Raw genomic sequence first — 25,277 nt, forward strand, 5'->3', positions numbered from 1 at the left:
CCAGCCATAAGCGACAGCGGCCCCCGCCGTAAGGCGGGGCCGCCCCGTGTTCCCAACGCCCCGGAGTCACCCCATGAGCGTCAACGAATCAGCGGCCTCTGCCCAGGGGCCGGAGGGCCACTCCGTGCCGGAATTGCCCACCAACCGCCTCAGCTATCGCCTCGACCTGACCATCCTGCTGTTCGGCCGCGCCGTCTCCTGGCTGTGGCTCGCCACCATGGCGGTCGTGCTGACCAACGTGGTCAACCGCTTCATCCTCGGCCGTGGCTCGATCGCGGTGGAAGAGCTCTCCTGGCACCTGTTCGGCGCCACCATGATCCTCACCCTGGCCTACGCCGTGGTCAGCGACGATCACGTGCGCGTCGACGTGATCCGCGAGAAGTTCTCTCTGCATACCCAGGCCTGGATCGAGCTGGCAGGCATCGTGCTGCTGGCGCTGCCGATCCTCTACCTGATGACCGAGGCGCTGTTCGAGTACGGCTACCGCGCCTTCGCACGCGGCGAGCGCTCCCAGGCGCCGAGCGGCCTGCCCTATCGCTTCATCATCAAGACCCTGATTCCCATCGGCCTGACGCTGGTCGCCGTGGCGCTGTTCTCGCGAGCGCTGCGCTGCGCCACGCTGCTGTTCGGTTTCCCCCGGCCTCTTCGCCAGACCACACCGCGGCACTAGCGGCGCGCCGCCCTCCGCCATACGCCACGTTCATCTAGCGAGATCGACTATGGGACTGGAACAATTTCTCGTGCTGGCCATGTTCGCCAGCTTCATGGGCCTGCTGCTGCTGGGCTTCCCGGTGGCCTGGTCGCTGGCCGGCATCGGCTTCGTCTTCGCCGTCATCGGTCACCTGCTGGTGGAGTTCGCCGGCGCCGACCTGTGGTTCTCCTGGGGCGGCACCATCGGCGTGCTGGACCGTCGCATCTACGGCATCGTCGCCAACGAACTGATGGTGGCGCTGCCGCTGTTCATCTTCATGGGCATCATGCTCGACCGCTCCGGCATCGCCGAGCGCCTGGTCACCTCGCTGGTGCGCGTGCTCGGCGGCCTGCGCGGCGGCTACGCCATCACCGTGGTGATCGTCGGCGTGCTGCTGGCGGCTTCCACCGGCATCGTCGGCGCCTCGGTGGTGCTGCTCGGCATGCTGTCGCTGGGGCCGATGATGCGCGCCCAGTACAACAAGTCGCTGGCGGTGGGTACCGCCTGCTCGGTGGGGACCCTGGGTATTCTGGTGCCGCCGAGCATCATGCTGGTACTGATGGCGGACCGCATGGGCACCTCAGATGCCTCGGTGGGACGGCTGTTCATGGCCGCGCTGGTTCCCGGCGTGATGCTCGGCGTGCTCTATGTCGCCTACATCCTGATCGCCGCCTATCTGAACAAGGACCTGGCACCGGCGCCCAAGGACCGCGAGCCGCTCGACGCGCGCGCCTTCCTGCAGGTGTTCTGGGCGGTGTTGCCGCCGTTGGGCCTGATACTGGCCGTGCTCGGCTCGATCTTCACCGGCTTCGCCACCACCACCGAGGCCTCCGCGGTAGGTGCGCTGGGGGCCATGCTGCTGGCCCTGGTCAACCGCCGGCTCAGCCTCACGACCCTGCGCCAGGCGCTCTACCAGACCAGCCGCACCACGGCCTTCATCTTCGCCATCTTCATCGGCGCCACGGTGTTCGCCGCCGTGCTGCGCGGGCTGGGGGGCGACGACGTGGTGCGCTTCGCCCTCACCGGCCTGCCCTTCGGCGAGACCGGTATCGTGCTGACCATCCTCGCCGTGGTGTTCCTGCTCGGCTTCTTCCTCGACTGGGTGGAGATCACCCTGATCATTCTGCCGCTGGTGGCCCCGGTGGTCATGAACCTGGGGGTGGATCCGCTGTGGTTCGCGATGCTCTTCGCCATCTGCCTGCAGACCTCTTTCCTGACGCCACCGGTGGGCTTCGCGCTGTTCTACATCAAGGGCGTCTGCCCGCCGGAGATCACCACCCGTGACATCTATCTCGGGGTCGCACCCTTCGTCGCCATCCAGCTGCTCGGGCTTGCGCTGGTGTTCTTCTTCGCCCCACTGGCGACCTGGCTGCCCAACGCCATGTATGGCGGCAACTGACAACGGAGACCGGACATGCAACTCATCGACAAGACGGCCCTGATCACCGGCGCCGGCGGCGGCATCGGCCGCGCCATCGCCGAGCGCTATGCCCGCGAGGGCGCCAGGGTCGCGGTGGCTGACCTCGACCTGGCTGCCGCCGAGGCCACCGTCGCGCAGATCCGCGCGCAAGGCGGCGACGCCATGGCACTGGCCATGGACGTCACCGACGAAGGCGCGGTGGACACTGGCGTCGCCGCGGTAGTGGAGCGCTGGGGCAGCCTGGACATCGCCATTGCCAACGCCGGCATTCAGCACATCGCGCCGCTGCATGCCTTGTCCTTCGCCGACTGGCGCAGGGTGATGGCGGTACACCTCGACGGCGCCTTCCTGGTCACCAGCGCCGCCCTGCGTCAAATGTACCGTCAGCCGAGCGGCGGCTGTCTGCTCTACATGGGCTCGGTGCACAGCAAACTCGCTTCGCCGCTCAAGGCGCCCTACGTGGCCGCCAAGCACGGCTTGCTGGGGCTGTGCCGCAGCGTGGCCAGGGAAGGGGCGGCACACCGGGTTCGCGCCAACGTGATCTGCCCCGGCTTCGTACGCACGCCGCTGGTGGACAGGCAGATCCCCGAGCAGGCCGAGGCGCTGGGCATCTCGGAGGAAGCGGTGATCCGCGACGTGATGCTCAAGGATACCGTGGACGGCGAGTTCACCACGCTGGACGACATCGCCGAGGTTGCGCTGCACCTGGCGGCCTTCCCTACGGCGGCGCTGACGGGCCAGTCGGTGGTGGCCAGCCACGGGTGGTACATGCAGTAGTCACGATAAGTTAAAGAACGCTGTTCCGTTACGTTCCCTTACGCTAGAATGGGGCATCGCTATCTCCATCGTGCGTGCCCCTCATGTCACACTTCGAACCGATCTTCAGTCCAGGCCGTATCCTGCTGTTCAACCTGCTCGGCGCCCTGCTGGTCTGGTCCTGGCTCTCGCCCAGCCTGCTGTTCTGGACCGAACTGGACGACGCCGTCTTCTTCACCACCAACGCCTGGCTGAGCGGTGACAACGATGCCTGGGTGCTGTTCGTGGCGGCGCTCAACACCCGCGTGTTCGACGTGGCCAGCCTGCTGGTGCTGCTGGCCCTCTTCGTGTGGGCGATGAGCCGCGACCCATGGCACCCCAACCGCCTGCTGCGCTGGGGCGGCATCGGCGTCGCCATGCTGCTGGCGGCGGTGTTCATCGCGCAGGGGGTGCGCCTGGCAATACCCTATACCCACCCCAGCCCCACCCTGGTCTACGATAACGTCAACCTGGTGACGCAGCTGGTCGACCTGCCCACCAAGGACAGCTCTGCCAGCAGCTTCCCGGGCGACCATGGCATCAACCTGTTCCTGTTTGCCGCCTTCATGTGGCGCTTCGCCGGCCTGCGTGTCGCCCTGGTCAGCGCGGCCTTCGCGGTCCTGCTCAGCGCCCCGCGTATCCTCAGCGGTGCCCACTGGTTCAGCGACGTGTTCTTCGCCGCTTTGGCGATCAACCTGATCGCAACACCGTGGATCCTGCTCACCCCGGCCGGCCCGGCACTCGCTCGCGCGATCGGCGCCGGGCTGCTCACGCTGCGAGGCGCGTTACCCGACCGGCCGAGCTTGGGCTAGCCCGCTAGCCCGCAAGGGCGCGGGCTTCAGCCCGACCTCTTGCGTCGATGCGTCGAGGGCTCCTTGGGCTGTCAGTTGGCTCTCTTCCAGCCGCCCAATACCCGCTGGTCCGGCCCGAAGAGCACCAGTCGATCATGGTCGATAAGAAAGCGGTAGGCGTTCTCCATCATTCCGGTAACCCGCTTGGCATCCTCGAGCTGCGCGCACCCGCGGCGGGTAGTGGCAAGCTCGCTGAACTGGATGCGGTTGCCCTCGTCCAGGCGCACCCGGCCATTGAGCTGGTTGCAGCCGTCGCTGCCGCTGACACGACCGTCTGACGAAACGGTGAAATGCGGCGTCTCGGGCATGGAGAGCCGCTCGTCGGTGCCCACCAGCAGCAGGTTCCAGCGCGGCCCCACCACCGGATGATCGCTGGCGACACGCTCGCCCTCCTGGCGCGTCGGCTCGGAGGGCTGGCTGCCGCACGCCGCCAGCAGGGCGGCGGCTGCCGTCATCAGGCCCAGGCGGGCCACAAGCGTCTTCATCATGGAATTTCTTCTTCTCTCAAGGGCTGAATTCAACGCCGCACGGCCAGGCGCAAAGGCACTCCCGACCCTACCAGGCGCCGGTGTTCGGCATGGATGCCCAGGGCTCCCGCGGCGGCAGCGCCTCGCCCTTCTGCAGCAGCTCGACGGAGATGCCGTCGGGGCTGCGCACGAAGGCCATGTGGCCGTCGCGTGGCGGCCGATTGATGGTCACGCCCCCCGCCTGCAGGCGCTCGCAGAGGGCGTAGATGTCCTCGACGCGATACGCCAGATGACCGAAGTTGCGCCCACCGCCGTACTCCTCCGGGTCCCAGTTGTAGGTCAGTTCCAGCTCAGGCGACTTGAGCTCGGCGGAGCGGGACTCGTCCTCGGGTGCAGCGAGAAAGACCAGGGTGAAGCGCCCCTTCTCGTTCTCCTTGCGCCGGACTTCCACTAGCCCCAGCAGGTCGCAATAGAAGTGCAGCGACGCGTCCAGATCACTGACGCGAACCATGGTGTGCAGATACTGCATGACCCCCTCCTTGTGTCGTGTCCCACTCACTCATGAGTGTATTCGTTGAAGATGGCCGGCGTACGATCCTCATGGCGCCAGGTCAGCACGGCGTAATCGTCCTGGCGTCCGGTTTCCATGCCGGGCGAGCCATGCGGCATACCGGGCACGGCTAGCCCCGCCACGTCGGGCTGCTCCTCGAGCAGCCGCTTGATGTCGGCAGCGGGCACGTGACCCTCGATCACATAGCCCTCGACCAGCGCCGTGTGGCAGGAGGCCAGCTCCGGCGTGACACCATGCTCGATCTTGACCGTGCGCATGTCATCGCTCTTGTGCCGGCGCACCTCGAAACCCTCCTCCTCGAGATGTTCGGCCCAGGCCGAGCAGCAGCCGCAGTTGGGGTCCTGGTACATCTCGACCACGGGGGCGGCCGATGAGGAGAGGCTGAAGTGGGCCGCCAGCAAGCCGCCCGCCAGGGCGGTGAGCAGCGCTGCCTTCCGGGTCTTGCGGTTTGCGGGTAGGATCTTCATGTCGGTGGCTCCCGATGCGTTGCGTCGCCTAGTGAGGGGAATCGTGACAAGCCGCCGACGAATTGCCAATACCCCAAGCACAAGAGAGCCGAAATGGCGCACTATTGCGATCTGGCCCCCGGCCACCCCTGGCACGGCCCCTACCACCAGGAGGAATACGGCTTCCCGGTCGGGGACGACACGGCCCTGTTCGAGCGCCTCGTGCTGGAGATCAACCAGGCCGGGCTGTCGTGGCTGACGGTACTGAAGAAGCGCGACGCGTTTCGGCGTGCCTTCGACCGCTTCGACATCGACCGGGTTGCCGCCTTCGGCGACACCGACCGCGCACGACTGCTCGCCGATGCCGGCATCATTCGCAACCGGCTCAAGATCGAGGCGGTGATTCACAACGCTAGCGTGATCCAGGCCCTGCGCGAAGAGTATGGCAGCTTCGCCGGCTGGCTCGATCATCATCACCCACTGCCGCTGGCCGACTGGGTCAAGCTGTTCCGCCGCACCTTTCGCTTCACCGGCCCCGAAATCGTCGGCGAGTTCCTGATGAGCACCGGCTACCTGCCCGGCGCCCATCGCGACGACTGCCCCGTCCACCAACGCATACTCGCCTGTCGCCCCGCCTGGCACACGGCCTGAGCCCCGGCGCATCTTCGCAAGGAGTTCAAGCGCATGGATACCCTGACACAGGCCGCTCTGGGTGCGGCGGTAGGCGGCACGGTGCTGGGCCACCGACTGGGGCGCAAGGCGATCCTGCTCGGCGCAGCGCTGGGCACCCTGCCCGATCTCGATGTCTTCATCGACTACGGCGATGCCGTGGCCAACGTCACCGAGCATCGCGGCTTCAGCCACTCGCTGTTCGTGCTCACCGGCCTCGGCACGCTGCTGGCAGGGCTGGCCAGGCGCTTCGCCGCGGCCCGCGACATTTCCCTGGGCCGCTGGTGGGCCTACTTCATGCTGTGCCTGGTGACCCATCCGCTGCTCGACGCCCTGACCACCTACGGCACCCAGCTCTGGTGGCCGCTCGACGTGCGCCCCAGCGCCTGGCCGGTAGTGTTCATCATCGACCCGCTCTACACCCTGCCGCTGCTGGCAGGCATCGGCATCGCGCTGATCGGCGGCAACGGCTGGCGCGGCCCCGCCTGGGGGCTGTCGCTCTCCTGCGCCTACCTGCTCTTCGCCATGCTCGCCAAGGGCGTGGTCGAGCACCGCCTTGCACCGGTACTCGCCGAGCGTGGCCTCGAGGAGGCGCCACGGCTGGTGCAGCCCACCCCGTTCAACACGCTGCTGTGGCGAGCGACGGTCATCGACGGCGACCGCCATCACGAGGCCCTGGTGGGCCTGCTGGATGGCGATACGCCGCCGATCGTGGAAACCTTTCACCGCGGCGCCGAATTCGAGTCCGCCGCGCTGGCATTCGAAAAGGGCCGACGGCTGGACTGGTTCGCCGGTCCCTTCATTCGCTACGAGCTACGCGAATGGGAGGGGCGGGAAGCCCTCATCGCCACCGACCTGCGCCTGGGCTTCCCGGGGTTCTATGCCTTCGGCTACGCCTTGGCAGCTCGCGAGGGGGAAGCCTGGCGGCCGCTGGAGGTCACCGAACTGGTCGCCTCCGACTCACGCGCCGACCTGGCCACACTCGGCCGGCTGGGAGGTCGCATGCTCGATGCGCAGCCTCCCTTGTGCACGAGCCGTTTCGTTGCCGAGCGCTGGGTTGCAAACGTGCCCGGGGCGTGCTGAGTCCTACAGGCCGGCGACCAGTCCGTCGATGGCCTGCCGGGCCTCCTTGAGCGCGGCATCGCGCCGCCCCTCGCCCATGGCGAGCCCCTCGGCATAGACCACCGATACGTCGTCGATGCCGATCATGCCCAGCATCGCCTTGAGGTGCGGCGTCTGAGTATCGAGCTCGGTGCCGGCATACTGTCCACCGCGGGCAGCCAGGATGACGGCGCGCTTGCCGTTCACCAGCCCCTCGGGGCCCTGCTCGGTATAGCGGAAAGTGACGCCGGCGCGCATCACCCGGTCGAACCAGGCCTTGAGCTGGGACGGAATGCCGAAGTTGTACATCGGCACCGCCAGCACCAGCACGTCGTGGGCCTGCATCTCCTCGATCAGCCTGTCGGAGCGCTCGGCCAGCACCTGCTGTTCGGCGCTGCGCCCTTCGGCCGCGACCTGCCAGCTGGAGAGCTCCTCGAGCCCGAGGTGGGGCAGCGATTCGACGGCCAGGTCACGGTGGGTGAGACTCAGCTCGTCGCGCTCGGCGACACGCTGGCGCAGGTGGCTGGCCAGGGCGTTGGACTGCCCCTGTTCGCCGAGGATGGAAGAAGTGACGAGAAGTATACGGTTAACCATGACGATCTCCCTCGAAGGGTGGGTGTTGATCGCCATGTTACGTGCAATTTTTACCATTAAAAGCGTATAGTTTCGCGCTTTTCGTTCGAAAAATACGAAACTTTATGACGCCAATAGGCCCCGCCTAACGGCGAGGCCTATCGAGATGCTGCACGAGGGCGCAGGCTTCACCCGCGCCGTCACATGCCTCAGCTGAAATTCTGGGCGACGAAGTCCCAGTTCAGCACGCTCCAGACGTTCTCCAGGTACTTCGGACGCGCGTTGCGATAGTCGATGTAGTAGGCGTGCTCCCACACGTCGATGGTCAGCAGCGGCGTCTGGCCGTGGGCGATCGGGGTATCGGCGTTGCTGGTGTTGACGATGTCGACGCCGCCGTCTGCGGTCTTGATCAGCCAGGTCCAGCCGGAGCCGAAGTTGGCCACGGCGTTGGCGTTGAAGGTTTCCTTGAACTTGGCGAAGGAGCCGAACTTGGCGTTGATCGCCTCGGCCAGCGCGCCTTTCGGCTCGCCGCCACCGTTGGGCGCCAGGCAGTGCCAGTAGAAGGTGTGGTTCCACACCTGGGCCGCCTGGTTGAACAGGCCGCCGGAAGAGGACTTGATGATCTCCTCGAGCGACTTGTTGGCATCGTCGGTACCCTCGGTCAGCTCGTTGAGCTTGGTGACGTAGGCCTGGTGATGCTTGCCATAGTGGTAGTCGAGGGTCTCGGCGGAAATGTACGGCTCGAGGGCGTTCTTGTCATAGGGCAGTGCCGGCAGTTCGAATGCCATGATGGTGGCTCCTTGCTTTTCACGGTGGTATAGCGGAGCTTGCCCAAGGCGCCCGACTTGCCCTGAGGAGGCTCCGCCGCTATTTTTCCAAGGAATCACTAGATTAATTCCAACCGGCCCTATGTCAAGCAAACGCGATGGAAAAGCCTCCGGCAGCCCGATGGATAGCGCCGAGAGGCTGCTGCAGCTACTCAAGACCCGCGGCCCCCAACCTGCCGCTGCCCTGGGCGAGATGCTCGGTACCAGCGGGGAAAACGCTCGCCAGCAGCTCAACAAGCTGGCGCGGCTGGGGCTGGTGACCCAGCGTCCGCTTCCCGGCGGCGTCGGGCGACCGGTCATCGAGTGGCGGCTCAGCGAGGCCGGCCACGCCCGCTTTCCCGATGGCCATGCCGACCTGGCGTCACGATTGATTCTCAGCGTGCGCGACACCCTCGGCGACGAAGCCCTGGCAAAGCTGGTCGAAGCGCGCCAGGGCGAGACCCTGGCGCTCTATCGAGACGCGCTGGGCGACGCCACGGCGCTGGAATCCCGTGTCGAACGCCTGGCCGAGATCCGCACTCGGGAGGGCTACATGGCGGAATGGCAGCGCGAGGAGGACGGCAGCCTGCTGCTGATCGAGAACCACTGCCCGATCTGTCGCGCCGCGCACACCTGCCCCGACCTTTGCCGTTCCGAGCTGACGGTGTTCCGCGCCGTGCTGGGCAAAGACGTCAGCGTCGAGCGCACCGAGCACGTGCTGGGCGGCGCACGGCGCTGCGTCTATCGCATCGAGAGCGTTTAAGGGGCAATGCCCTGACCACAGCCCCGATAGGTCTGGCCTTCGATGGTAAGGGTGACCCGGGCGGGGAAGGGCTCGCCGCTCATGTCGTCGAAGCAGGCCCGCGCTTCCAGGCGCAGCTCGAAGGGCTGCTGTGCCGCGGCGCTGGCGAGCGCCACCCGGCCGTTGGCGTTGTCCATGCCGGTGACGCGATAGGGCAGCGTCATTTCCCGCGTGCCGTAGTCGAGCACCAGGGTCAGTTCGGGCGTGTCGTGGGCCAGGTTGACGTTCCAGCCCGGCTCGTTGCCACGCCCATGGAACATCACCCCGGGGCGGTGCTGGCGCGTCAGCGCCGTGCGCGCCATGTCGGCGCGGCAGTCGAGCTTGCCGTTGGCGCTCTCCACCACCGCCTCCCCACCCTGGTTCCAGAAGCTCAGCTCCCCCTGCTGGTAACGCGCACCGCTAGCCACCACCGCCGGCGTCAGGCGATAGGCGCCATGTGCCGACCACAGCCGCAGTTCGCGCTCGCCGAAGGCCGTCACCAGGTCCTGCTGCGGCGTGCAGCGCCAGGCCTCGAAGCGCTCGGCGCCGCCCGGGAACAGCGAGGAGGGTAATAACGGTGCCGTGCTGGCGACCTTGTCGGCAGGCCGCGCCCCATCGACGGTGGCAGTGGCGCAGCCGCCCAGCAGCAGCGAGGCGGCCAGGAAAAGAGCCGGGGGGAAAGAGGTAGGGACGCGAAGCGACATGACAGTTCCTTGAAGAGTTCGAACGGCCACAGCATAACAGGCACCGACGCCCTGCGGCCCGGTGCCTCTTTCACGCGCCGCGAACGCAGCGTGCCCGCCCAGGGTCAGCCATGGCGGCGGCGCAGTTCGCGTGCCGCCTCGACCATGTTGGCCAGGGCCGGTTCCACTTCCTCCCAGGCGCGAGTCTTGAGGCCACAATCCGGATTGACCCACAGCCGCTCGACGGGAATGCGCTCGGCCGCCTTCTCCATCAATTGCACCATCCAGGCCACCTCGGGCACGTTGGGCGAGTGGATGTCGTAGACGCCCGGGCCGATCTCGTTGGGATAGGCGAAGTCCTGGAAAGCGTCGAGCAGCTCCATGTGGGAGCGTGAGGTCTCGATGGTGATGACGTCGGCGTCCAGCGCGGCGATGGCGGCGATGATGTCGTTGAACTCCGAATAGCACATGTGGGTGTGGATCTGCGTCGCATCCCGCGCAACCGAGGCGGTCAGGCGGAAGCACTCCACCGCCCAGTCGAGATAGCCCTGCCACTCGCCCTGGCGCAGCGGCAGCCCCTCGCGCAGCGCCGGCTCGTCGATCTGGATCGCCGGAATGCCGGCGGCCTCGAGATCGGCCACCTCGTCGCGCAGCGCCAGGGCGATTTGCCGGCAGGTCGTCTCGCGCGGCTGGTCATCGCGCACGAAGGACCACTGCAGCATGGTGACTGGCCCCGTCAGCATGCCCTTCATCGGTCGCCGGGTGAGCGACTGGGCGTAGCGGCTCCAGGCCACCGTCATCGGCGCCGGGCGGCTCACGTCGCCGACGATGACCGGCGGTTTGACGCAGCGCGAGCCGTAGCTTTGCACCCAGCCGTGACGGGTGAAGACGTAGCCATCCAGCTGCTCGCCGAAGTACTCGACCATGTCGTTGCGCTCGGCCTCGCCGTGCACCAGCATGTCGATCCCGAGTGCCTCCTGGCGGCGTACGGCATCGGCGATCTCGTCGCGCATCTGCGCCTCGTAGGCATCGCGCCCCAGCTCACCGCTCTTGTGAGCGCGCCGGGCGGCGCGGATCTCCGCGGTCTGGGGAAAGGAGCCGATGGTCGTGGTGGGGAATGGCGGCAGGTCGAGCACGCCACGCTGGGCCCCGGCCCTGACCGGGTAGGGGTTGTCACGCGAAAGCTCGGCGTCGCCAGCCCGGGCCAGGCGCTGGGCCACCTCGGGTCGATGCAGCCGCGGCGAGGCACGTCGGGCGTCCAGCGCCGCCGTGGCGGCGGCCACCCGGGCGCGGTCCTCCGCACCGGCGCGATTGCCCAGCAGCCGCGCCAGGGTCACGGTCTCGTCGAGCTTCTGGCGGGCGAACGCCAGCCAGCTCTTGAGCTCCTCGTCGAGCCCATCCTCGCTTTCCAGGTCCACCGGCACGTGCAACAGTGAGCACGAGGGCGCCAGCCACAGCCGCTCACCCAGGCGCATGCGGGCGTTGGCCAGGCGCTCGTGCAGGGCGCCCAGGTCGGCGCGCCAGACGTTGCGTCCATCGATGGCCCCGACCGACAGCACCTTGTAACCGGGCAGGTTGTCGAGCACTGCGGTCAACTGTTCGGGGGCGCGTACCGCGTCGACGTGCAGGCCTTCCACCGGCAGATTCACGGCCAGCTGCAAGTTATCCCCCAGCCCGCCGAAATAGGTCGCCACCAGCAGCTTGACCGGCGCGGCGCGCAGGACATTGTAGGCTGCCTCGCAGGCCTGTCTCCACGCCAGGGGCAGGTCCTGCACCAGCGCCGGCTCGTCGAGCTGAACCCACGCCACGCCCTGCTCGGCCAGGCGCGCCAGGATCTCGGCATAGACCGGCAGCAATGCCTCGAGCAGGCTCAACCGGTCGAAGCCCTCCTCGCGCGCCTTGCCCAGCCACAGCCAGGTCAGCGGTCCGGTGAGCGCCACCTTGACCGGATGCCCCGCCGCGCGCGCCTCGGCCACCTCGTCGAACAGCCGCGAGCTGGCCAGCTTGAACGCCTGCCCCTCGTGCAGCTCGGGGACCAGGTAGTGGTAGTTGGTATCGAAGTACTTGGTCATCTCGCAGGCGGCCGCAGGCGCCCCGCTGGGTGCCCGCCCGCGCGCCATGCGGAACTGGGTGTCGAGATCGATCTCGCCGCGGGCCAGCTCCTCCTCGGCGGCGAAACGCGCCGGCACGGCCCCCACCAGCGTGGTGACGTTGAGCACCTGGTCGTAGAAGGCGAAGTCGCCCACGGTGACCAGGTCGAGTCCGGCGTCGCGCTGCGCCTGCCAGTGACGCGCCCGCAGTTCGCGGCCGGCGGCTTCCAGGGCGTCGCGTTCGAGCTCACCACGCCAATAGGCCTCGACGGCCCGCTTGAGTTCGCGGCCGGCGCCGATTCGCGGATAGCCAAGCACATGAGCTAATGTCATGATAAATCCCTCTACGCATGAATGATGCGGTAGAGTCTCGCCGTCAGCGACACGTGAATCAAACTAAATATATTAACGAAGAACCTGAACAATACTCATGATAGAACTTCGTCACTTGCGCACGCTGGTCGCCTTGCGTGATGCCGGATCGCTGGTGGAAGCCGCCGAGCGGGTCCACCTGACCCAATCGGCGCTGTCGCACCAGATCAAGGATCTGGAGGAGCGCCTGGGCACGGCGTTGTTCGTGCGCAAGACGCGACCGGTGGAGTTCACTCGTGCCGGCCAGCGTCTGCTGGCACTGGCCGAGCAGGTGCTGCCGCTGGTGCGCATGGCCGAGCGCGACGTCGCCCGACTGATCGGGCACGAGCCGGGGCGCCTGCACATGGCCATCGAGTGCCACAGCTGCTTCCAGTGGCTGATGCCGACCATCGATCACTTCCGCGACCACTGGCCGGAGGTGGAGATCGACATTCCCGGCGGACACCATTTCGACCCGCTGCCGGCCCTGGCCCGCGAGCAGCTCGACCTGGTGATCACCGCCGACCCGCAGCCGCTGCCGGGGGTCTACTACGAGCCGCTGTTCCGCTATCAGGGCCTGCTGGCGGTCGCTCGACAGCATCCTCTCGCCGACCGCACCTTCATCGTGCCCGCGGAGCTCGCCGACGAGACCCTGATCACCTATCCCGTCGAGCATGCCCGCCTGGACGTGTTCACCCAGTTTCTCGACCCCGCCGGCGTACGCCCGCGCGAGATCCGCACCGCCGAACTCACGGTAATGATGATGCAGCTGGTGGCCAGCGGTCGCGGCGTCTGTGCGCTGCCCAACTGGGCCCTGACGGAGTACCTGGAGCGCGACTACGTGAAGGCGGTGGGGCTCGGCGAGGCGGGCATGTGGAGCACCCTGTATGCGGCCATCCGCGAGGAGAGCCGCGAGCAGCCGTGGATGGAGGATTTCCTGCGCACGGCCCGCGAGACCTCCTTCGCCGTGCTGGAAGGCATCAAGCCGGCTTGACCGGCAGCTTGGCCCTGCCGTTCCCTCCTCTCGGCAGCAGCAGCGAGAAACGCGCACCGCCCAGCTCCTGGCTGTCGTCGACCACCACGCTGCCGCCGTGCCAGGCCATGACCTTCTGCACGATGGAGAGCCCCAGCCCGTAGCCCCCGCTGCGCCGGGTGCGACTGTCGTCGAGCCGGGCAAAAGGCTTGAAGATGGCCTGACGCTCGCCGGCCGGTACGCCGGGCCCGTCGTCCTCGATGTCCAGCCGCACCAGCCGCGACTCCAGCGTGATCCGCACCAGCACCCGGGATTGGGCGTGTCGGCAGGCATTGGCCACCAGGTTCTGCAGCGCCCGCTGCAGGTAGCGCGGATCGGCCAGCACCTCGACCTCATCTCCCGGCGCCAGCGCCAGGCGCAGGTGCGCATGCAGCGGCGCCAAGGTCTCGATGACCCGCTCGGCGACGGCGCGACAGTCGACCTGGGTGCGCTCCAGCTCGGCCCCGTTGACAATGCCGCTGTCGAGCCGCGCGTAGGTCAGGATCTCGTCGATCAGTTGATCGAGCTCCTCGATGTCGCTGTCGATGCCGTGCAACTGGCGGTGAATGGCGGGGTCGTCGGTCATGTCCTCGACCATCTGCATGGCGAAGCGGATGCGTGCCACCGGCGTGCGCAGCTCGTGGGACACCGCGCGGATCATCTCCTGCTGCGAGCGCAGCAGCGACTGCACCTGGGCGGCCATGGCGTTGAAGGCCATCCCCACCCGGCCGATGAAGCCGCCGGCGTCGACCTTGACCCGCGTATCGAGGCGACCGCTGGCGATGCGCCCCGCCGCCAGCTCGAGGCGCGCCAGGCGCGCCTCCACGCCGCGTACGATCAGGTAGATGATGGCGGCCAGCACGCCGAGCATGATCACCAGCACCAGCAGCAGCAGCGAGATGGGAGTGGGCTCGAGCGCCGAGACCGGACCGATCGACAGCCACTGGCGAGAGCCATCGGCGGCCGGCACAGCGAGATGAACCGTCAGCGCCCAATGACCCGGCATCAGGCGAATCACCAACTCGCCGTCGCGCAGCCGGGTGAGCTGGTGGCTGTCGAGCCCCTCGGGGGCCAGGTCGCTGAGACGCACCGGCAACGCCTCGCTGGTCACGCTCTCGAGGCGCCGGCGGCGGGCCTCGCCGTTCACCTCCGCCAGCCAATCGCCCAGCATCTGCGCCAGGCCGCGCAGCTGGCGCTCGTTGAGCCCCGAGAGACGGGCTTCCAGGATGCGCGCCTCGCGAGGCAGGCGCCGGTAGAGCCGCCAGTCGCCCTCCTCGCGCACCTTGACCAGCACCCGGCCGTGTTCGACCCGCCGGCGCTCGAACCAGCCAAGCTCGGCGTCCTCCGGCTCGCGCAGCGACAGGCGCACGTTGAGCAGATCCGATTGCTGGGTCAGCCAGTCACCGCGCTGTTGGGCAGGCAAGGCCGCCACCCGCCAGGTAAGCAGTTGCAGCGGCGCCTCGGCCAGCTGTTCGCGATATTGCTCGACGCGGACCCGATCGACCAGGGCCAGGCCCATCAGGGCCAGGCCGAAGGTCAGCAGCAGTGCCAAGGCCAGGGCCAGATAGACGCGCAGGAAGGAGCCATCGGCCAGGAACCGCTGCATGATTCAGGCATCCTTGACGAAGAGATAGCCCTTGCTGCGTACTGTCTTGATCCGGTGCGGATGGTTGGGGTCGTCACCGATCTTGGGACGAATCCGTGAAACCCGGACGTCGATGGAGCGGTCCTGGCCGTCGTACTTGATGCCACGCAAGTCGCTGAAGATCTCTTCCCGGGTGAGCACCCGGCCGGCATTGCTGGCGAGCAGCCACAGCAGATCGAACTCGGCGCTGGTGAGGTCGATACGCTCGCCCTGCAACCACGCCTCACGGGTGGCGCTGTCGATCTCCAGGTTGCCGAAGGTGAGCCGGGCCTCGCCGGATTGCTCGGCGTTCTCCGCACGGCGCAGCAGCGCCCGCATGCGTGCCAGCAGCACCCTGGGCTGAACCGGCTTGGGCACGTAGTCGTCGGCCCCCATTTCCAGCCCCAGCACCTGGTCCATGTCGTCGGTGCGGGCGGTCAACATCAGGATCGGTCCGGCATAGTCGGGCCTGGCCCGGCGACAGATCGACAATCCATCCTCTCCGGGCAGCATCAGATCGAGAATCACCAGATCCGGCTGCAGCGTCAATATCTGTTCGACACCTCGCGAGCCCTCGGCTTCCACCGTGACCTTGAATCCGTTGGATTCCAGATAGTCGCGGGTGAGCTCGGCCAGGCGCACGTCATCCTCGATAATCAGCACGTGTTCCATGTCGCTGCTTTCCAGGTTGTCATCCATCCTAGTCATCCCCGTGCTGGGCTTCGTTGTCACTCGGGACACCCTGTCCCGCCAAATCACACATCAAGGATACCCGAAATAGGCCCTTTCGCCTGCCTTTCATGACATTTCGCGTCCTTGCAGCTTGCCAGCGAAGCATAGCCCGGACTCGCGCAACAACCCAAAGGATGCCCCCTGTCGAGTCACAGCTCACCCACAGGTTATCCACTTGAAGGCGGCGAAAAAGCACACTATCTTGTGTTCTCAAAACAGAACGACACAAGATGATGTGCATTTACCAAGCCTTGCCTTGGCTGTCAATGCCCCTCATCGCCCTGACCTCATCCCCACGCAGAAGGGATTATCGGCCCATGGAACTTCAGACCCCCGACCCGACCGACCTGTCGCTCACGGCTCCACGAACCCTGCGCGTGATCAAGCGTAACGGCGACGTGGTGGCCTTCGATGCCAGCAAGATCGCCGTCGCCATGCGCAAGGCCTTCATCGCCGTGGAGGGCGACAACGTCAGCGCCTCCTCGCGGGTCCGCGACTTCGTCGAGCAGGCGAGCCAGAGCATTGCTGCGGCCTTCCAGCGCCGCATGCCCGATGGCGGCACCGTGCACATCGAGGACATCCAGGATCAGGTGGAGCTGGCGCTGATGCGCGCCGGTGAACAGAAGGTCGCCCGCGCCTACGTGCTCTACCGCGAGGAGCATGCCCGTGCGCGCGCCGCAGCCGGCGCCGAGATCGAGAAGCCGCACCCCACGCTCAACGTGACCCTGGCCGACGGCAGCCGCCGCCCGCTCGACCTCGGCCGCATCGAGACGCTGGTATTCGACGCCTGCGCGGAGCTCGAGAACGTCGACCCCAACCGCATCGTCGAGGAGTCGCTGAAGAACCTCTACGACGGCGTCTCGGTGGACGGCGTGTCCCAGGCGCTGATGATGACCGCGCGCACCCTGGTGGAGAAGGAGCCCAACTACACCTACGTCACCGCGCGCCTGCTGCAGGACAGCCTGCGTCGCGAGGCGCTGTCGTTCCTCGAGGTCGCCGAGGAGGCCACCTTCGGCGACATGGCCGAACTCTACAAGCCGGCGTTCCAGGCCTACGTCGCCCGCGGCATCGAGTTCGAGCAGCTCGACCCGGCGCTGGCCGAATTCGACCTCGAGCGCCTCGGCGACGCGCTCGACCACACCCGCGACAACGCCTTCACCTACCTGGGCCTGCAGACCCTCTACGACCGCTACTTCATCCACAAGGATGACGTGCGCTACGAGCTGCCCCAGGTGATGTTCATGCGCGTGGCCATGGGCCTGGCACTCAATGAGGACGACCGCGAGGCGCGCGCCATCGAATTCTACGAGCTGCTCTCCAGCTTCGACTACATGGCCTCGACGCCGACGCTGTTCAACTCGGGTACCGTGCGCAGCCAGCTCTCCAGCTGTTACCTGACCACCGTGCCCGACGACCTCGACGCCATCTACAGCGCGATTCGCGACAACGCCCTGCTCTCCAAGTGGGCCGGGGGGCTTGGCAACGACTGGACCCCGGTGCGCGCGCTGGGCTCCTACATCAAGGGCACCAACGGCAAGAGCCAGGGCGTGGTGCCGTTCCTCAAGGTGGTCAACGACACCGCGGTAGCGGTGAACCAGGGCGGCAAGCGCAAGGGCGCGGTATGCGCCTACCTCGAGACCTGGCACCTGGACGTCGAGGAGTTCCTCGAGCTGCGCAAGAACACCGGCGACGACCGCCGCCGCACCCACGACATGAACACCGCCAACTGGGTGCCCGACCTGTTCATGAAGCGGGTGTTCGACGACAAGGAGTGGACGCTGTTCTCGCCCGCCACCTGCCCCGACCTGCACGATCTCTATGGCGCCGCTTTCGAGAAGCGCTATGAAGAGTACGAGGCGATGACCCGCTCGGGCCAGCTCAAGCTCTACAAGCGCGTGCGCGCCAAGGACCTGTGGCGCAAGATGCTCTCGATGCTGTTCGAGACCGGCCACCCGTGGATCACCTTCAAGGACCCGTGCAACCTGAGAAGCCCGCAGCAGCACGCCGGCGTGGTGCACTCCTCGAACCTGTGCACCGAGATCACCCTGAACACCAGCGTCGACGAGATCGCGGTGTGCAACCTGGGCTCGGTGAACCTGGCGCAGCACGTGGTCGACGGCAAGCTCGACGACGCCAAGCTGAGGAAGTCCGTGCGTACTGCCGTGCGCATGCTCGACAACGTCATCGACATCAACTACTACGCGGTGCCCCAGGCGCGTAGCTCCAACTTCAAGCACCGCCCGGTGGGGCTCGGCATCATGGGCTTCCAGGACGCTCTCTACGCCCAGGACATCGCCTACGCCTCCGAGGAAGCGGTGGCCTTCGCCGATCGCTCCATGGAGCTGGTCAGCTACCACGCCATCGAGGCCTCCAGCGATCTCGCCGCCGAACGCGGCCGCTACGAGAGCTTCGAGGGCTCGCTGTGGAGCCAGGGCATCCTGCCCATCGACTCCATCGAGAAACTGAAGCAGGAGCGTGGCGACAAGTACATCGAGGTCGACACCTCTTCCACCCAGGACTGGGACCGCATTCGTCAGAAAATCGCCGAGCAGGGCATGCGCAACTCCAACGTGATGGCGATCGCTCCCACCGCGACGATCTCCAACATCTGCGGCGTGTCGCAGTCGATCGAGCCCACATACCAGAACCTCTACGTGAAGTCGAACCTCTCCGGCGAGTTCACCGTGGTCAATGCCTACCTGGTCCACGACCTCAAGGCGCGCGGCCTGTGGGACGAGGTGATGATCAACGACCTCAAGTACTACGACGGCTCGGCCCAGCCCATCGAGCGCATTCCGGACGACCTCAAGGCCAAGTACGCCACTGCCTTCGAGGTGGAACCGAAATGGCTGGTGGAGGCCGCCGCGCGGCGCCAGAAGTGGATCGACCAGGCCCAGTCGCTGAACCTTTACATCAAGGGTGTCTCGGGCAAGAAGCTCGACGTGACCTACCGCATGGCGTGGTTCCGCGGCCTCAAGACCACCTATTACTTGCGCGCCCTGGGCGCCACCTCGGTGGAGAAGTCCACCGTCGATCGCGGCACGCTCAACGCAGTGAGCAATCAGGCGCCTTCGGCCGCTCCGGCACCGGCTCCCTCCGCCGCACCCGCCCGCGAGCCGCGCGGCGTGGAGGACTTCCTGACCGGCAAGGCGGGCAGCGGATCGCGAGCGCCGAGTGCTGCGGAGATAGATGATCTGGGCTGCGAGGCCTGCCAGTAACGACCAAGAGCGAAGAAGGAAGACGGCGCTGCGCGTCGATGACGAGGAAAGAGCATGGCGGTACTCCCCTCTTCCGCCCGAAGGGCGCTTCCTTCTCATGTCTTCCATCTATTCCGAGGAACGAGGACAACATGCTGAACTGGGACGAATTCCACGAGGACGAGACACCTGTCGCCGAGCAGCCGGCCAAGGCCGCGCCGGCCCCTGTCGCCAAGCCGCAGCCCGCGGCCGTGGAGGAAAGCCGCGGCAGCTACCACGCCGCCGAGAGCGACCGCCTGGCGCGGGCGCGCAAGTCGCTCGAAGAGCTCGACGTGGCGGCCGGCCTCGAGGAGCTGGAGATGGGGGCGGCGCGCATCGAGGTCAGCGACAAGCAGATGATCAACGCCCGCGCCGACCTCAACCAGCTGGTGCCCTTCAAGTACGAGTGGGCGTGGCAGAAGTACCTGGACGGCAGCGCCAACCACTGGATGCCCCAGGAAGTGAACATGAACGCCGACATCGCCCTGTGGAAGAGCCAGGACGGCCTGACCGAGGACGAACGGCGCATCGTGATGCGCAGCCTGGGCTATTTCTCCACCGCCGACTCGCTGGTGGCCAACAACCTGGTGCTGGCGCTGTATCGCCTGATCACCAACCCCGAGTGCCGCCAGTACCTGCTGCGCCAGGCCTTCGAGGAGGCGATCCACACCCACGCCTACCAGTACTGCGTGGAGTCGCTGGGCATGGATGAAGGCGAAGTCTTCAACATGTACCGCGAGGTACCGTCGGTGGCCGCCAAGTCCGCCTGGAGCCTCAAGCACACCCAGTCGCTGGCGCGCCCCGACTTCAACACCGGCACGCCGGAGAGCGACCAGGAGTTGCTGCGCAACCTGATCGCCTTCTACTGCGTCACCGAGGGCATCTTCTTCTATTGCGGCTTCAGCCAGATCCTCTCCATGGGCCGCCGCAACAAGATGACCGGCGTCGCCGAACAGTTCCAGTACATCCTGCGCGACGAGTCGATGCACCTGAACTTCGGGGTCGACATGATCAACCAGATCAAGATCGAGAACCCGCACCTGTGGACGCCCGAGTTCCAGGACGAGGTGACCCAAATGATCCTCGAGGGCACCGAGCTCGAGATCGCCTACGCCCGCGACTCCATGCCCCGCGGCGTGCTGGGCATGAACGCCGCGATCATGGAGGAGTACCTGCACTTCATCTGCAACCGCCGCCTGGCCCAGATCGGGCTCAAGGAGCAGTTCCCCGGCGCGCAGAACCCCTTCCCGTGGATGAGCGAGATCATCGACCTGCGTAAGGAGAAGAACTTCTTCGAGACCCGCGTCACCGAGTACCAGGTGGGCGGCGCGCTGAGCTGGGATTGATCGCTGTTCACCAGCCCCACCCAAGGCCGGGTGGGGCATTTGCCAGGCAGGAATGAGGAGTCGAAGTCCACATGTAATACCGGTCGCCAACCAGGAGGTGCGTCATGTCCCTGAAATGCGTGTCCCCAGAGCCGCATCGTCGCTCTGCCCCTTCCCAAGCCGCCAGGCCCTCCCCCGGGCCCGGTTCCAGCACGGTATTCGTCACGCCTCGTCGCCGCGCGCTGCCATGCCCCTGCTCTCCGGCCAGCCTGGCTACGGCCTTCAACCATCCCGAGGTGAGGTAAACGTCATGGGAAGTTACTACGCAAACGACAACGTTCATCTTAGCGGAGCGCATGCTCCCCGGGACTCACGGGCTTGGCAGCATGCCCTGGACCTTGCCCTGGCGGCCCATGACAGCGAGGACGCCCTGGCCCGCTACCCCCATGTGGCCTTCGCCTTTCCTTCCTCCGCGCCCAATCCCTATACCCGCGAGTACCCGTTGCTCGACTATCGCGAACTCAAGGAGTGGGCGAGCTCGCGCGGATGGCGGGTACGGCCCGCTCCCGAACGAGCCCCGGCGGACGAGAAGTACAGCCCACCGGTGCGCTTCACACGCCTGCCGTCCCGCTACCACTGAAGGGATTGTCTTGCCTCGACGAACGCCAGGCAGGCGATCCGCACCGGCGGAATCGCGTTCATGAACCAAGCGCGACAGGCCACCTTGCGCATCGCGGCAGCCCTGATCCTCGACGACGAGGGCCGTATGCTGCTGGTGCGCAAGCGTGGCACCGAACGCTTCATGCAGGCCGGCGGCAAGCTCGAGCCGGGCGAGCCCGCCGAAACGGCGCTCCGCCGGGAACTGTCCGAGGAGCTTGGCCACCCTCCGGTGGCATTGCAGCCGCTCGGCGAGTACTCGGCCCCCGCCGCCAACGAGCCAGGCTGCCAGGTTCATGCCTGGCTGTTCCTGGTCACGATGCCGCCGCGGATCGCACCGGCCGCCGAGATCGCCGAACTGCACTGGGTGACGCCCCGGGAGGCGCAGCGGCTGCCTCTGGCAGCCCTCACGCGGGACCACGTGCTTCCGCTGGCCATGCGTTTCTTGCAGCATCGGACGCCACGCTCGTTGTCGTGAGGGCTGTCGCCTCCTACGCTCTGGTGAATCCATGCACGCGACGAGGCAAGGAGGCCCGTCATGGAAACCGACTGGAAGCAGGGTAATCGGATCGTCCTGCTGCCTGATAGCCGCTGCTTCGTGCCCGCCCTGCTCGACGCTATCGATAGCGCCCGGGAGTCGATCTGGTTGGAGCAGTATCTGGTCGAGTCCGGGCGCTTGACCCGTCGCTTCTTTGCAGCGCTGGCCCGGGCGGCACAGCGCGGCGTCGAAGTTCACGTGCTCCTGGACAGCTTCGGTGCCGCCGGGCTGGGCCAGCGGGAGCGCGTACGTCTGTCGACGTCCGGCGCGGCTCTGCGCCATTACAACCCCTTCATGATGCGACGACTGCGCCGCAACCTGGTACGTACCCATCGCAAGCTGGTCTTGATCGATCGCCGAGTGGCCTACACCGGCGGCTACTGCCTCACCGACGACTACCTGGGCGACTGGTTCGACCTGATGGTGAAAATGGAAGGACCGGTGGTGGCGGATTGGATCACGCTGTTTGCAGATCTCTGGGAATCGCCTCGCACCCACGGCGACAAGGCCCCGATAGCCCGCCAGCCGGCGGCGACAGGCCAGCCCGGGAACCTGGCGGCGCGGCTTGCGCACAACGAGGGCCAGCATAGCCCGAGCATCCGCCACTCCTTGCACCGGCAGGTCGTCGCCGCCACACGCCGCATCTGGCTCTATACCCCCTATTTCCTGCCCTCGCATCAATTGCGGCGGTCGCTTGCGGAGGCGTCGGCATGCGGCATCGACGTTCGGCTACTGGTGGCAGGCAAGGGGCACGATCACCCGAGCGTGCGCACTGCCGGTCGACGCCACTATGATCGGCTTCTCGACGCGGGCGTAGCGATCTATGAGTACCAGCCACGCTTCACCCATGCCAAGTTCTGCATCGTCGACGATTGGGTCACGGTGGGCTCCTGCAACTTCGACCACTGGAGCCTGCACTGGAACCTGGAAGCGAACGTCGAAGTGGAGAATGCCGCTTTCGCAGACGAACTCGCCGGACTGTTCGAGAACCATAGCCAGGAGAGCAGGCCGATTCTCGCCGAGACGTGGAAGCACCGCCCCGGATCCCAGCGCCTGCGGGAGCGTATCGCCGCGCTGATCGGAGCCTGGCTGGCCGGGTTGCGTTGAGCGCAGTGAGGCCGAGTGTCGCGGGGCGACCAGGCGACGGCTACCGGGCTTCGCTGCGATGCCGGCGCAGCCAGCGCCCGTAGCGCTGGGCGAGCGGGGTCGCGGTGGTGCCATGGGCAATCATCGAGGCCAATACGATCAGGGTGCCCACCGTCCAGGCCAGGTCGTAGCCTGTGCGGCTCGAGACCAGGGTGGCATAGTAGAGCGCCGACACGCCTATCGGGCCGAACCAGCCCATGATCAGGGTGACCGGCCAATCCCGCAGTTCCGGCAGCCAGGGCCGTAGCAGCAGGATGACGGGCAGGCGGCGTAACAGCAGCACGAGCAGGGCCAACAGCCCTCCTTGCAGGCCCAGCGCCTGCCATTCGGACCAGGGCGCAATCAGGCCGAACAGGACGAAGACCGGCATGGTCAGCAGGATGTTGACCGCCTCCTGGACGTTGTCCTCCTCGCCGCGCTCCTTGCCGCCGACTTCCTGATCGAAGGCCAGGCCGGCGGCGAACACGCCCAGGATGCTGTTGGTGCCCAATAGCTCGCCCAGCCCCAGCACCAGAAGCGTCAAGGCCAGGGTGATGGAGAGGAACGAGGGCTGGTCGAGGAAGCCTCGCGTCTCCGACCACTGCAGGGCCCGCCCCGCCATCCAGCCAAGCGCGATCCCGATCAGCGTTCCCCCGGCGATCTCCCACAGCCAGACCCTGCCGAACCAGTCCAGCCAGGCATCCCCGGCAGGCAGGGACAGCAGCAGGATCGGCAGCAACACCAAGGGAAAGGCCAGGCCATCGTTGGCGCCGGACTCTGCCGAAAGCAGGTGTCGATAGTCGTCGGGAAGATTTTCCTTGGCCACCCCGCCGGTCACGATCGAGGAGGCCACCACCGGATCGGTGGCACAGACGGTGCCGCCGACCAGCAGTGCCATCAGCAGGGGCAGGCCCATGACCCAGTAAGTCAGCAGCGAGCTGATCAGGTACATGGCCGGCATGGCGATGCCCAGCAGTACCAGCAACGCTCGCCAGTGGACGAAGGGGTAGCTGGGCGGCAACCGCAGCGCAATGCCCATCAGGCTGATGCCCAGGGTCAGCCGCGCCGTCTCTTCCAGCAAGCGCTTGCCATCACCCCACACCATCGGATCGAGGGCTGCCAGGCCATGGGGACCGAGCGCCACGCCGATCAGAAAGGCGAACAGCGGGGTCGAGAGCCATGAACGATCCAGCGGGCTCGACAGCAGGCCGACGATCAGCACCAAGCCACCCACGACGGTGAGTGCAATGTTCAATGGGTCCATCCCGGCTCCTTCCGCTGTGCGCCATCCCTTTCCCTACACTAGGCAACCCGTCGCCAGACGTAAAACCGGTCCGCCTCGGTGGATGGGATTGCACGGCGAAACGCCGCTGGCGTAAAGTAGTTGCGGACCTCAACGGACAAGGAGTCGAGCATGTCGAACGGCAAGTCCCGCAGCGTCATCAAGCGCATCTACGTACCTACTCACGTGCGCGAGCTTACCAACGGCGAACGAGTCACCGTGCCCGGGCACTATCGCAAGCCCTCCGAATCCTGATTGATCTCGATGACGGCCATCACGGCCTCGGGACCGTGGAATAACGGCAACTTTCTCAATACCAGCCAACGAGCCTTGGATTGGCGGGTACGAATGTATCCGGATTGGTCACGTTGTCGAGACTGGTGAAGTCGATGCCGCCATTGCTGCGGATATAGGTGCCCGCGACGATGGCTCCATAGAGACTGGAACTACCGTTCTGCCTGACATAGCCGCCTGCCCAGAACACACCATAGTTGTCCGTGCTGCCGTTGAAGACGATGTCCTGTCCGGCGATCACGAAAAGGCCGATCTCGCTCTCGACACCCCCGCTCGACGTCGCCCCGTTCATGGTCACGTTGCCTGTCGCCACCAGCGTCACCCGGTCGGTGTCTACGGAGCCGCCCTGGACCTCGAGATCGCCATCGCAAAAGACGGTATCGCCATCGTTCAGCGTATCGATACTCACGTTACAGGTAAGCATGGCGCCCTCACGCGCTTCATATTCGTCGAAGACGGTGGGATCATAGCTCTTGTAGCAATGCCGCTCCGGCTCCGTGTCGCAGGCGCTGATGTCTTCACCTTCGGGCCTGGCGCCGGGCAAAGGAACCTCGACCATCATGTCGGTGCCATCGGTCACCGTTGCCTCCGAACCGGATCGCAGACTGATATCGACATACCCGTTCGAATGCACGTTACCGATGACGGAAGACTGGCCAGTCACTTCGATGTAATCGGCGCTGAGCAGACCGTTGGTGAAGGCGGGATTGGGCCCCGGTGTGAACTCGACGCGGGCGAAGACAGGCTGGCTCACCGCGGCCAGATTACCTGCGCTGACCACGGCGCCTCTGCCGGCAATGAAATAGTCGCTACCGTCCCTGAGCAAATAGTAGTGGCAAACGATATTGCCGCTGCAGGAATTTGCCGAGATGTCGCCCAGCGTCGTGAACTCCGACCAGCTGAAGGCTTCCACCTCGGCGCGAGTGCGCGTGGCATCGAAATCGCTGACGCTCACGGCGCTGCCGTTCTCGCCCCAGCCCGCCGATATGGCCTTTTCCGCGCCCATCTGGGCTTCGGCTGCCGCCTTGTAGTTACCCGCCAGGCGCTCGTCGATCTGTGACGACTGCATTCCGGAAAGCCCCAGCATCAGGGAGCCGGCCAGCATCGATAGGACGACGACCAGGGCGGCACCGCGTTGTTGTTTCATATATGTTCCT

General features: G+C 66.3%; 25 protein-coding genes. 14 read left to right on the forward strand and 11 right to left on the reverse strand.

Translation table 11 applies throughout. The features are described 5' to 3' along the window. Positions 1-73 precede the first annotated feature (73 nt). The 4 genes from I4484_RS17930 to I4484_RS17945 all read left to right on the forward strand — a co-directional run bounded on the left by I4484_RS17930 (position 74) and on the right by I4484_RS17945 (position 3,718). A complete protein-coding gene (locus tag I4484_RS17930) occupies positions 74-670 on the forward strand; it encodes a TRAP transporter small permease subunit (RefSeq protein ID WP_197448575.1) in 597 nt (198 codons plus the stop codon). 49 nt (positions 671-719) lie between these two features. Next, positions 720-2,090: a TRAP transporter large permease subunit gene (locus I4484_RS17935; RefSeq protein ID WP_197448576.1), complete on the forward strand. Its 1,371-nt coding sequence runs from the start codon at positions 720-722 to the stop codon at positions 2,088-2,090. Positions 2,091-2,105: 15 nt separating this feature from the next. Next, positions 2,106-2,888 carry a 3-hydroxybutyrate dehydrogenase gene (locus I4484_RS17940; protein ID WP_197448577.1) on the forward strand — a complete coding sequence of 261 codons (783 nt, stop codon included), beginning with the start codon at positions 2,106-2,108 and terminating at the stop codon, positions 2,886-2,888. A gap of 83 nt (positions 2,889-2,971) precedes the next feature. Continuing rightward, complete coding sequence (locus I4484_RS17945; RefSeq protein ID WP_197448578.1) at positions 2,972-3,718, forward strand: phosphatase PAP2 family protein; 747 nt, start codon at positions 2,972-2,974, stop codon at positions 3,716-3,718. A gap of 71 nt (positions 3,719-3,789) precedes the next feature. Here I4484_RS17945 and I4484_RS17950 read toward each other — a convergent pair whose 3' ends face one another. From I4484_RS17950 to I4484_RS17960, 3 genes are all read right to left on the reverse strand, one after another. Next, positions 3,790-4,245 (reverse strand): META domain-containing protein, encoded by a 456-nt coding sequence (locus I4484_RS17950; protein WP_197448579.1) that lies wholly within the window; start codon positions 4,243-4,245, stop codon positions 3,790-3,792. Positions 4,246-4,312: 67 nt separating this feature from the next. After that, positions 4,313-4,753, reverse strand: coding sequence for a VOC family protein (locus I4484_RS17955; protein WP_197448580.1), 441 nt, complete (start codon positions 4,751-4,753; stop codon positions 4,313-4,315). 26 nt (positions 4,754-4,779) lie between these two features. Next, the gene (locus tag I4484_RS17960; RefSeq protein ID WP_197448581.1) at positions 4,780-5,262 is read right to left on the reverse strand and encodes a DUF411 domain-containing protein; all 483 of its coding nucleotides are present in this window, start codon (positions 5,260-5,262) and stop codon (positions 4,780-4,782) included. Positions 5,263-5,355: 93 nt separating this feature from the next. On the opposite strand from I4484_RS17960, the gene I4484_RS17965 reads away from it, so the two are divergent. Together I4484_RS17965 and I4484_RS17970 are read left to right on the forward strand one after the other, a co-directional pair. Then, positions 5,356-5,892, forward strand: a complete 537-nt coding sequence (locus I4484_RS17965) for a DNA-3-methyladenine glycosylase I (protein ID WP_197448582.1) — start codon at positions 5,356-5,358, stop codon at positions 5,890-5,892. Between the two features lie 33 nt (positions 5,893-5,925). Then, entirely contained in the window at positions 5,926-6,993 is a 1,068-nt protein-coding gene (locus I4484_RS17970; RefSeq protein WP_197448583.1) for a metal-dependent hydrolase, read from the forward strand. A 3-nt stretch (positions 6,994-6,996) separates the two neighbouring features. Here the strand turns inward: I4484_RS17970 and I4484_RS17975 are convergent, their stop codons facing one another. Both I4484_RS17975 and I4484_RS17980 read right to left on the reverse strand, forming a co-directional pair. Next, positions 6,997-7,605, reverse strand: a complete 609-nt coding sequence (locus I4484_RS17975) for an FMN-dependent NADH-azoreductase (protein ID WP_197448584.1) — start codon at positions 7,603-7,605, stop codon at positions 6,997-6,999. A 188-nt stretch (positions 7,606-7,793) separates the two neighbouring features. Beyond that, positions 7,794-8,372: a superoxide dismutase gene (locus I4484_RS17980; protein WP_197448585.1), complete on the reverse strand. Its 579-nt coding sequence runs from the start codon at positions 8,370-8,372 to the stop codon at positions 7,794-7,796. 160 nt (positions 8,373-8,532) lie between these two features. On the opposite strand from I4484_RS17980, the gene I4484_RS17985 reads away from it, so the two are divergent. After that, the gene (locus I4484_RS17985; protein WP_197448586.1) at positions 8,533-9,153 is read left to right on the forward strand and encodes a metalloregulator ArsR/SmtB family transcription factor; all 621 of its coding nucleotides are present in this window, start codon (positions 8,533-8,535) and stop codon (positions 9,151-9,153) included. Here the strand turns inward: I4484_RS17985 and I4484_RS17990 are convergent. Then, positions 9,150-9,875 carry an MliC family protein gene (locus I4484_RS17990; protein WP_197448587.1) on the reverse strand — a complete coding sequence of 242 codons (726 nt, stop codon included), beginning with the start codon at positions 9,873-9,875 and terminating at the stop codon, positions 9,150-9,152. The genes I4484_RS17985 and I4484_RS17990 overlap by 4 nt on opposite strands. Positions 9,876-9,979: 104 nt before the next feature. After that, positions 9,980-12,277, reverse strand: coding sequence for a 5-methyltetrahydropteroyltriglutamate--homocysteine S-methyltransferase (metE, locus tag I4484_RS17995; RefSeq protein ID WP_197448588.1), 2,298 nt, complete (start codon positions 12,275-12,277; stop codon positions 9,980-9,982). Positions 12,278-12,374: 97 nt separating this feature from the next. Between metE and I4484_RS18000 the strand changes: the two genes are divergently transcribed. Then, the gene (locus I4484_RS18000) at positions 12,375-13,289 is read left to right on the forward strand and encodes a LysR family transcriptional regulator (RefSeq protein WP_197448589.1); all 915 of its coding nucleotides are present in this window, start codon (positions 12,375-12,377) and stop codon (positions 13,287-13,289) included. Here the strand turns inward: I4484_RS18000 and I4484_RS18005 are convergent. Together I4484_RS18005 and I4484_RS18010 are read right to left on the reverse strand one after the other, a co-directional pair. Beyond that, entirely contained in the window at positions 13,276-14,913 is a 1,638-nt protein-coding gene (locus I4484_RS18005; RefSeq protein ID WP_197448590.1) for an ATP-binding protein, read from the reverse strand. The two genes, I4484_RS18000 and I4484_RS18005, sit on opposite strands and share 14 nt — an antisense overlap. Before the next feature lie 3 nt (positions 14,914-14,916). Further along, entirely contained in the window at positions 14,917-15,630 is a 714-nt protein-coding gene (locus tag I4484_RS18010) for a winged helix-turn-helix domain-containing protein (RefSeq protein WP_197448591.1), read from the reverse strand. Positions 15,631-15,980: 350 nt separating this feature from the next. Here I4484_RS18010 and I4484_RS18015 point away from each other — a divergent pair, with 350 nt between their 5' ends. The 5 genes from I4484_RS18015 (at position 15,981) to I4484_RS18035 (ending at position 22,526) form a co-directional block, all read left to right on the forward strand. Beyond that, positions 15,981-18,881 carry a ribonucleoside-diphosphate reductase subunit alpha gene (locus I4484_RS18015; RefSeq protein WP_197448592.1) on the forward strand — a complete coding sequence of 967 codons (2,901 nt, stop codon included), beginning with the start codon at positions 15,981-15,983 and terminating at the stop codon, positions 18,879-18,881. Between the two features lie 131 nt (positions 18,882-19,012). Continuing rightward, positions 19,013-20,245 carry a ribonucleotide-diphosphate reductase subunit beta gene (locus tag I4484_RS18020; protein ID WP_197448593.1) on the forward strand — a complete coding sequence of 411 codons (1,233 nt, stop codon included), beginning with the start codon at positions 19,013-19,015 and terminating at the stop codon, positions 20,243-20,245. A 289-nt stretch (positions 20,246-20,534) separates the two neighbouring features. Next, on the forward strand, positions 20,535-20,864 hold the full coding sequence (locus I4484_RS18025) for a hypothetical protein (RefSeq protein ID WP_197448594.1): 330 nt from the start codon (positions 20,535-20,537) through the stop codon (positions 20,862-20,864). Positions 20,865-20,924: 60 nt separating this feature from the next. Continuing rightward, positions 20,925-21,359 (forward strand): NUDIX domain-containing protein, encoded by a 435-nt coding sequence (locus I4484_RS18030; protein WP_197448595.1) that lies wholly within the window; start codon positions 20,925-20,927, stop codon positions 21,357-21,359. Positions 21,360-21,419: 60 nt separating this feature from the next. Next, complete coding sequence (locus tag I4484_RS18035) at positions 21,420-22,526, forward strand: phosphatidylserine/phosphatidylglycerophosphate/cardiolipin synthase family protein (protein ID WP_197448596.1); 1,107 nt, start codon at positions 21,420-21,422, stop codon at positions 22,524-22,526. Positions 22,527-22,566: 40 nt separating this feature from the next. Here I4484_RS18035 and I4484_RS18040 read toward each other — a convergent pair whose 3' ends face one another. Beyond that, on the reverse strand, positions 22,567-23,808 hold the full coding sequence (locus tag I4484_RS18040; RefSeq protein ID WP_197448597.1) for a cation:proton antiporter: 1,242 nt from the start codon (positions 23,806-23,808) through the stop codon (positions 22,567-22,569). 150 nt (positions 23,809-23,958) lie between these two features. Here I4484_RS18040 and I4484_RS21000 point away from each other — a divergent pair, with 150 nt between their 5' ends. After that, positions 23,959-24,081, forward strand: a complete 123-nt coding sequence (locus I4484_RS21000) for a hypothetical protein (RefSeq protein WP_267956665.1) — start codon at positions 23,959-23,961, stop codon at positions 24,079-24,081. A gap of 55 nt (positions 24,082-24,136) precedes the next feature. On the opposite strand, the gene I4484_RS18045 is transcribed toward I4484_RS21000, so the two are convergent. Then, entirely contained in the window at positions 24,137-25,267 is a 1,131-nt protein-coding gene (locus I4484_RS18045; RefSeq protein ID WP_197448598.1) for a hypothetical protein, read from the reverse strand. Positions 25,268-25,277: the final 10 nt, after the last annotated feature.

This window comes from Halomonas sp. SS10-MC5 (assembly GCF_015992245.1).
Classification (GTDB): Bacteria; Pseudomonadota; Gammaproteobacteria; order Pseudomonadales; family Halomonadaceae; genus Halomonas; species Halomonas sulfidoxydans.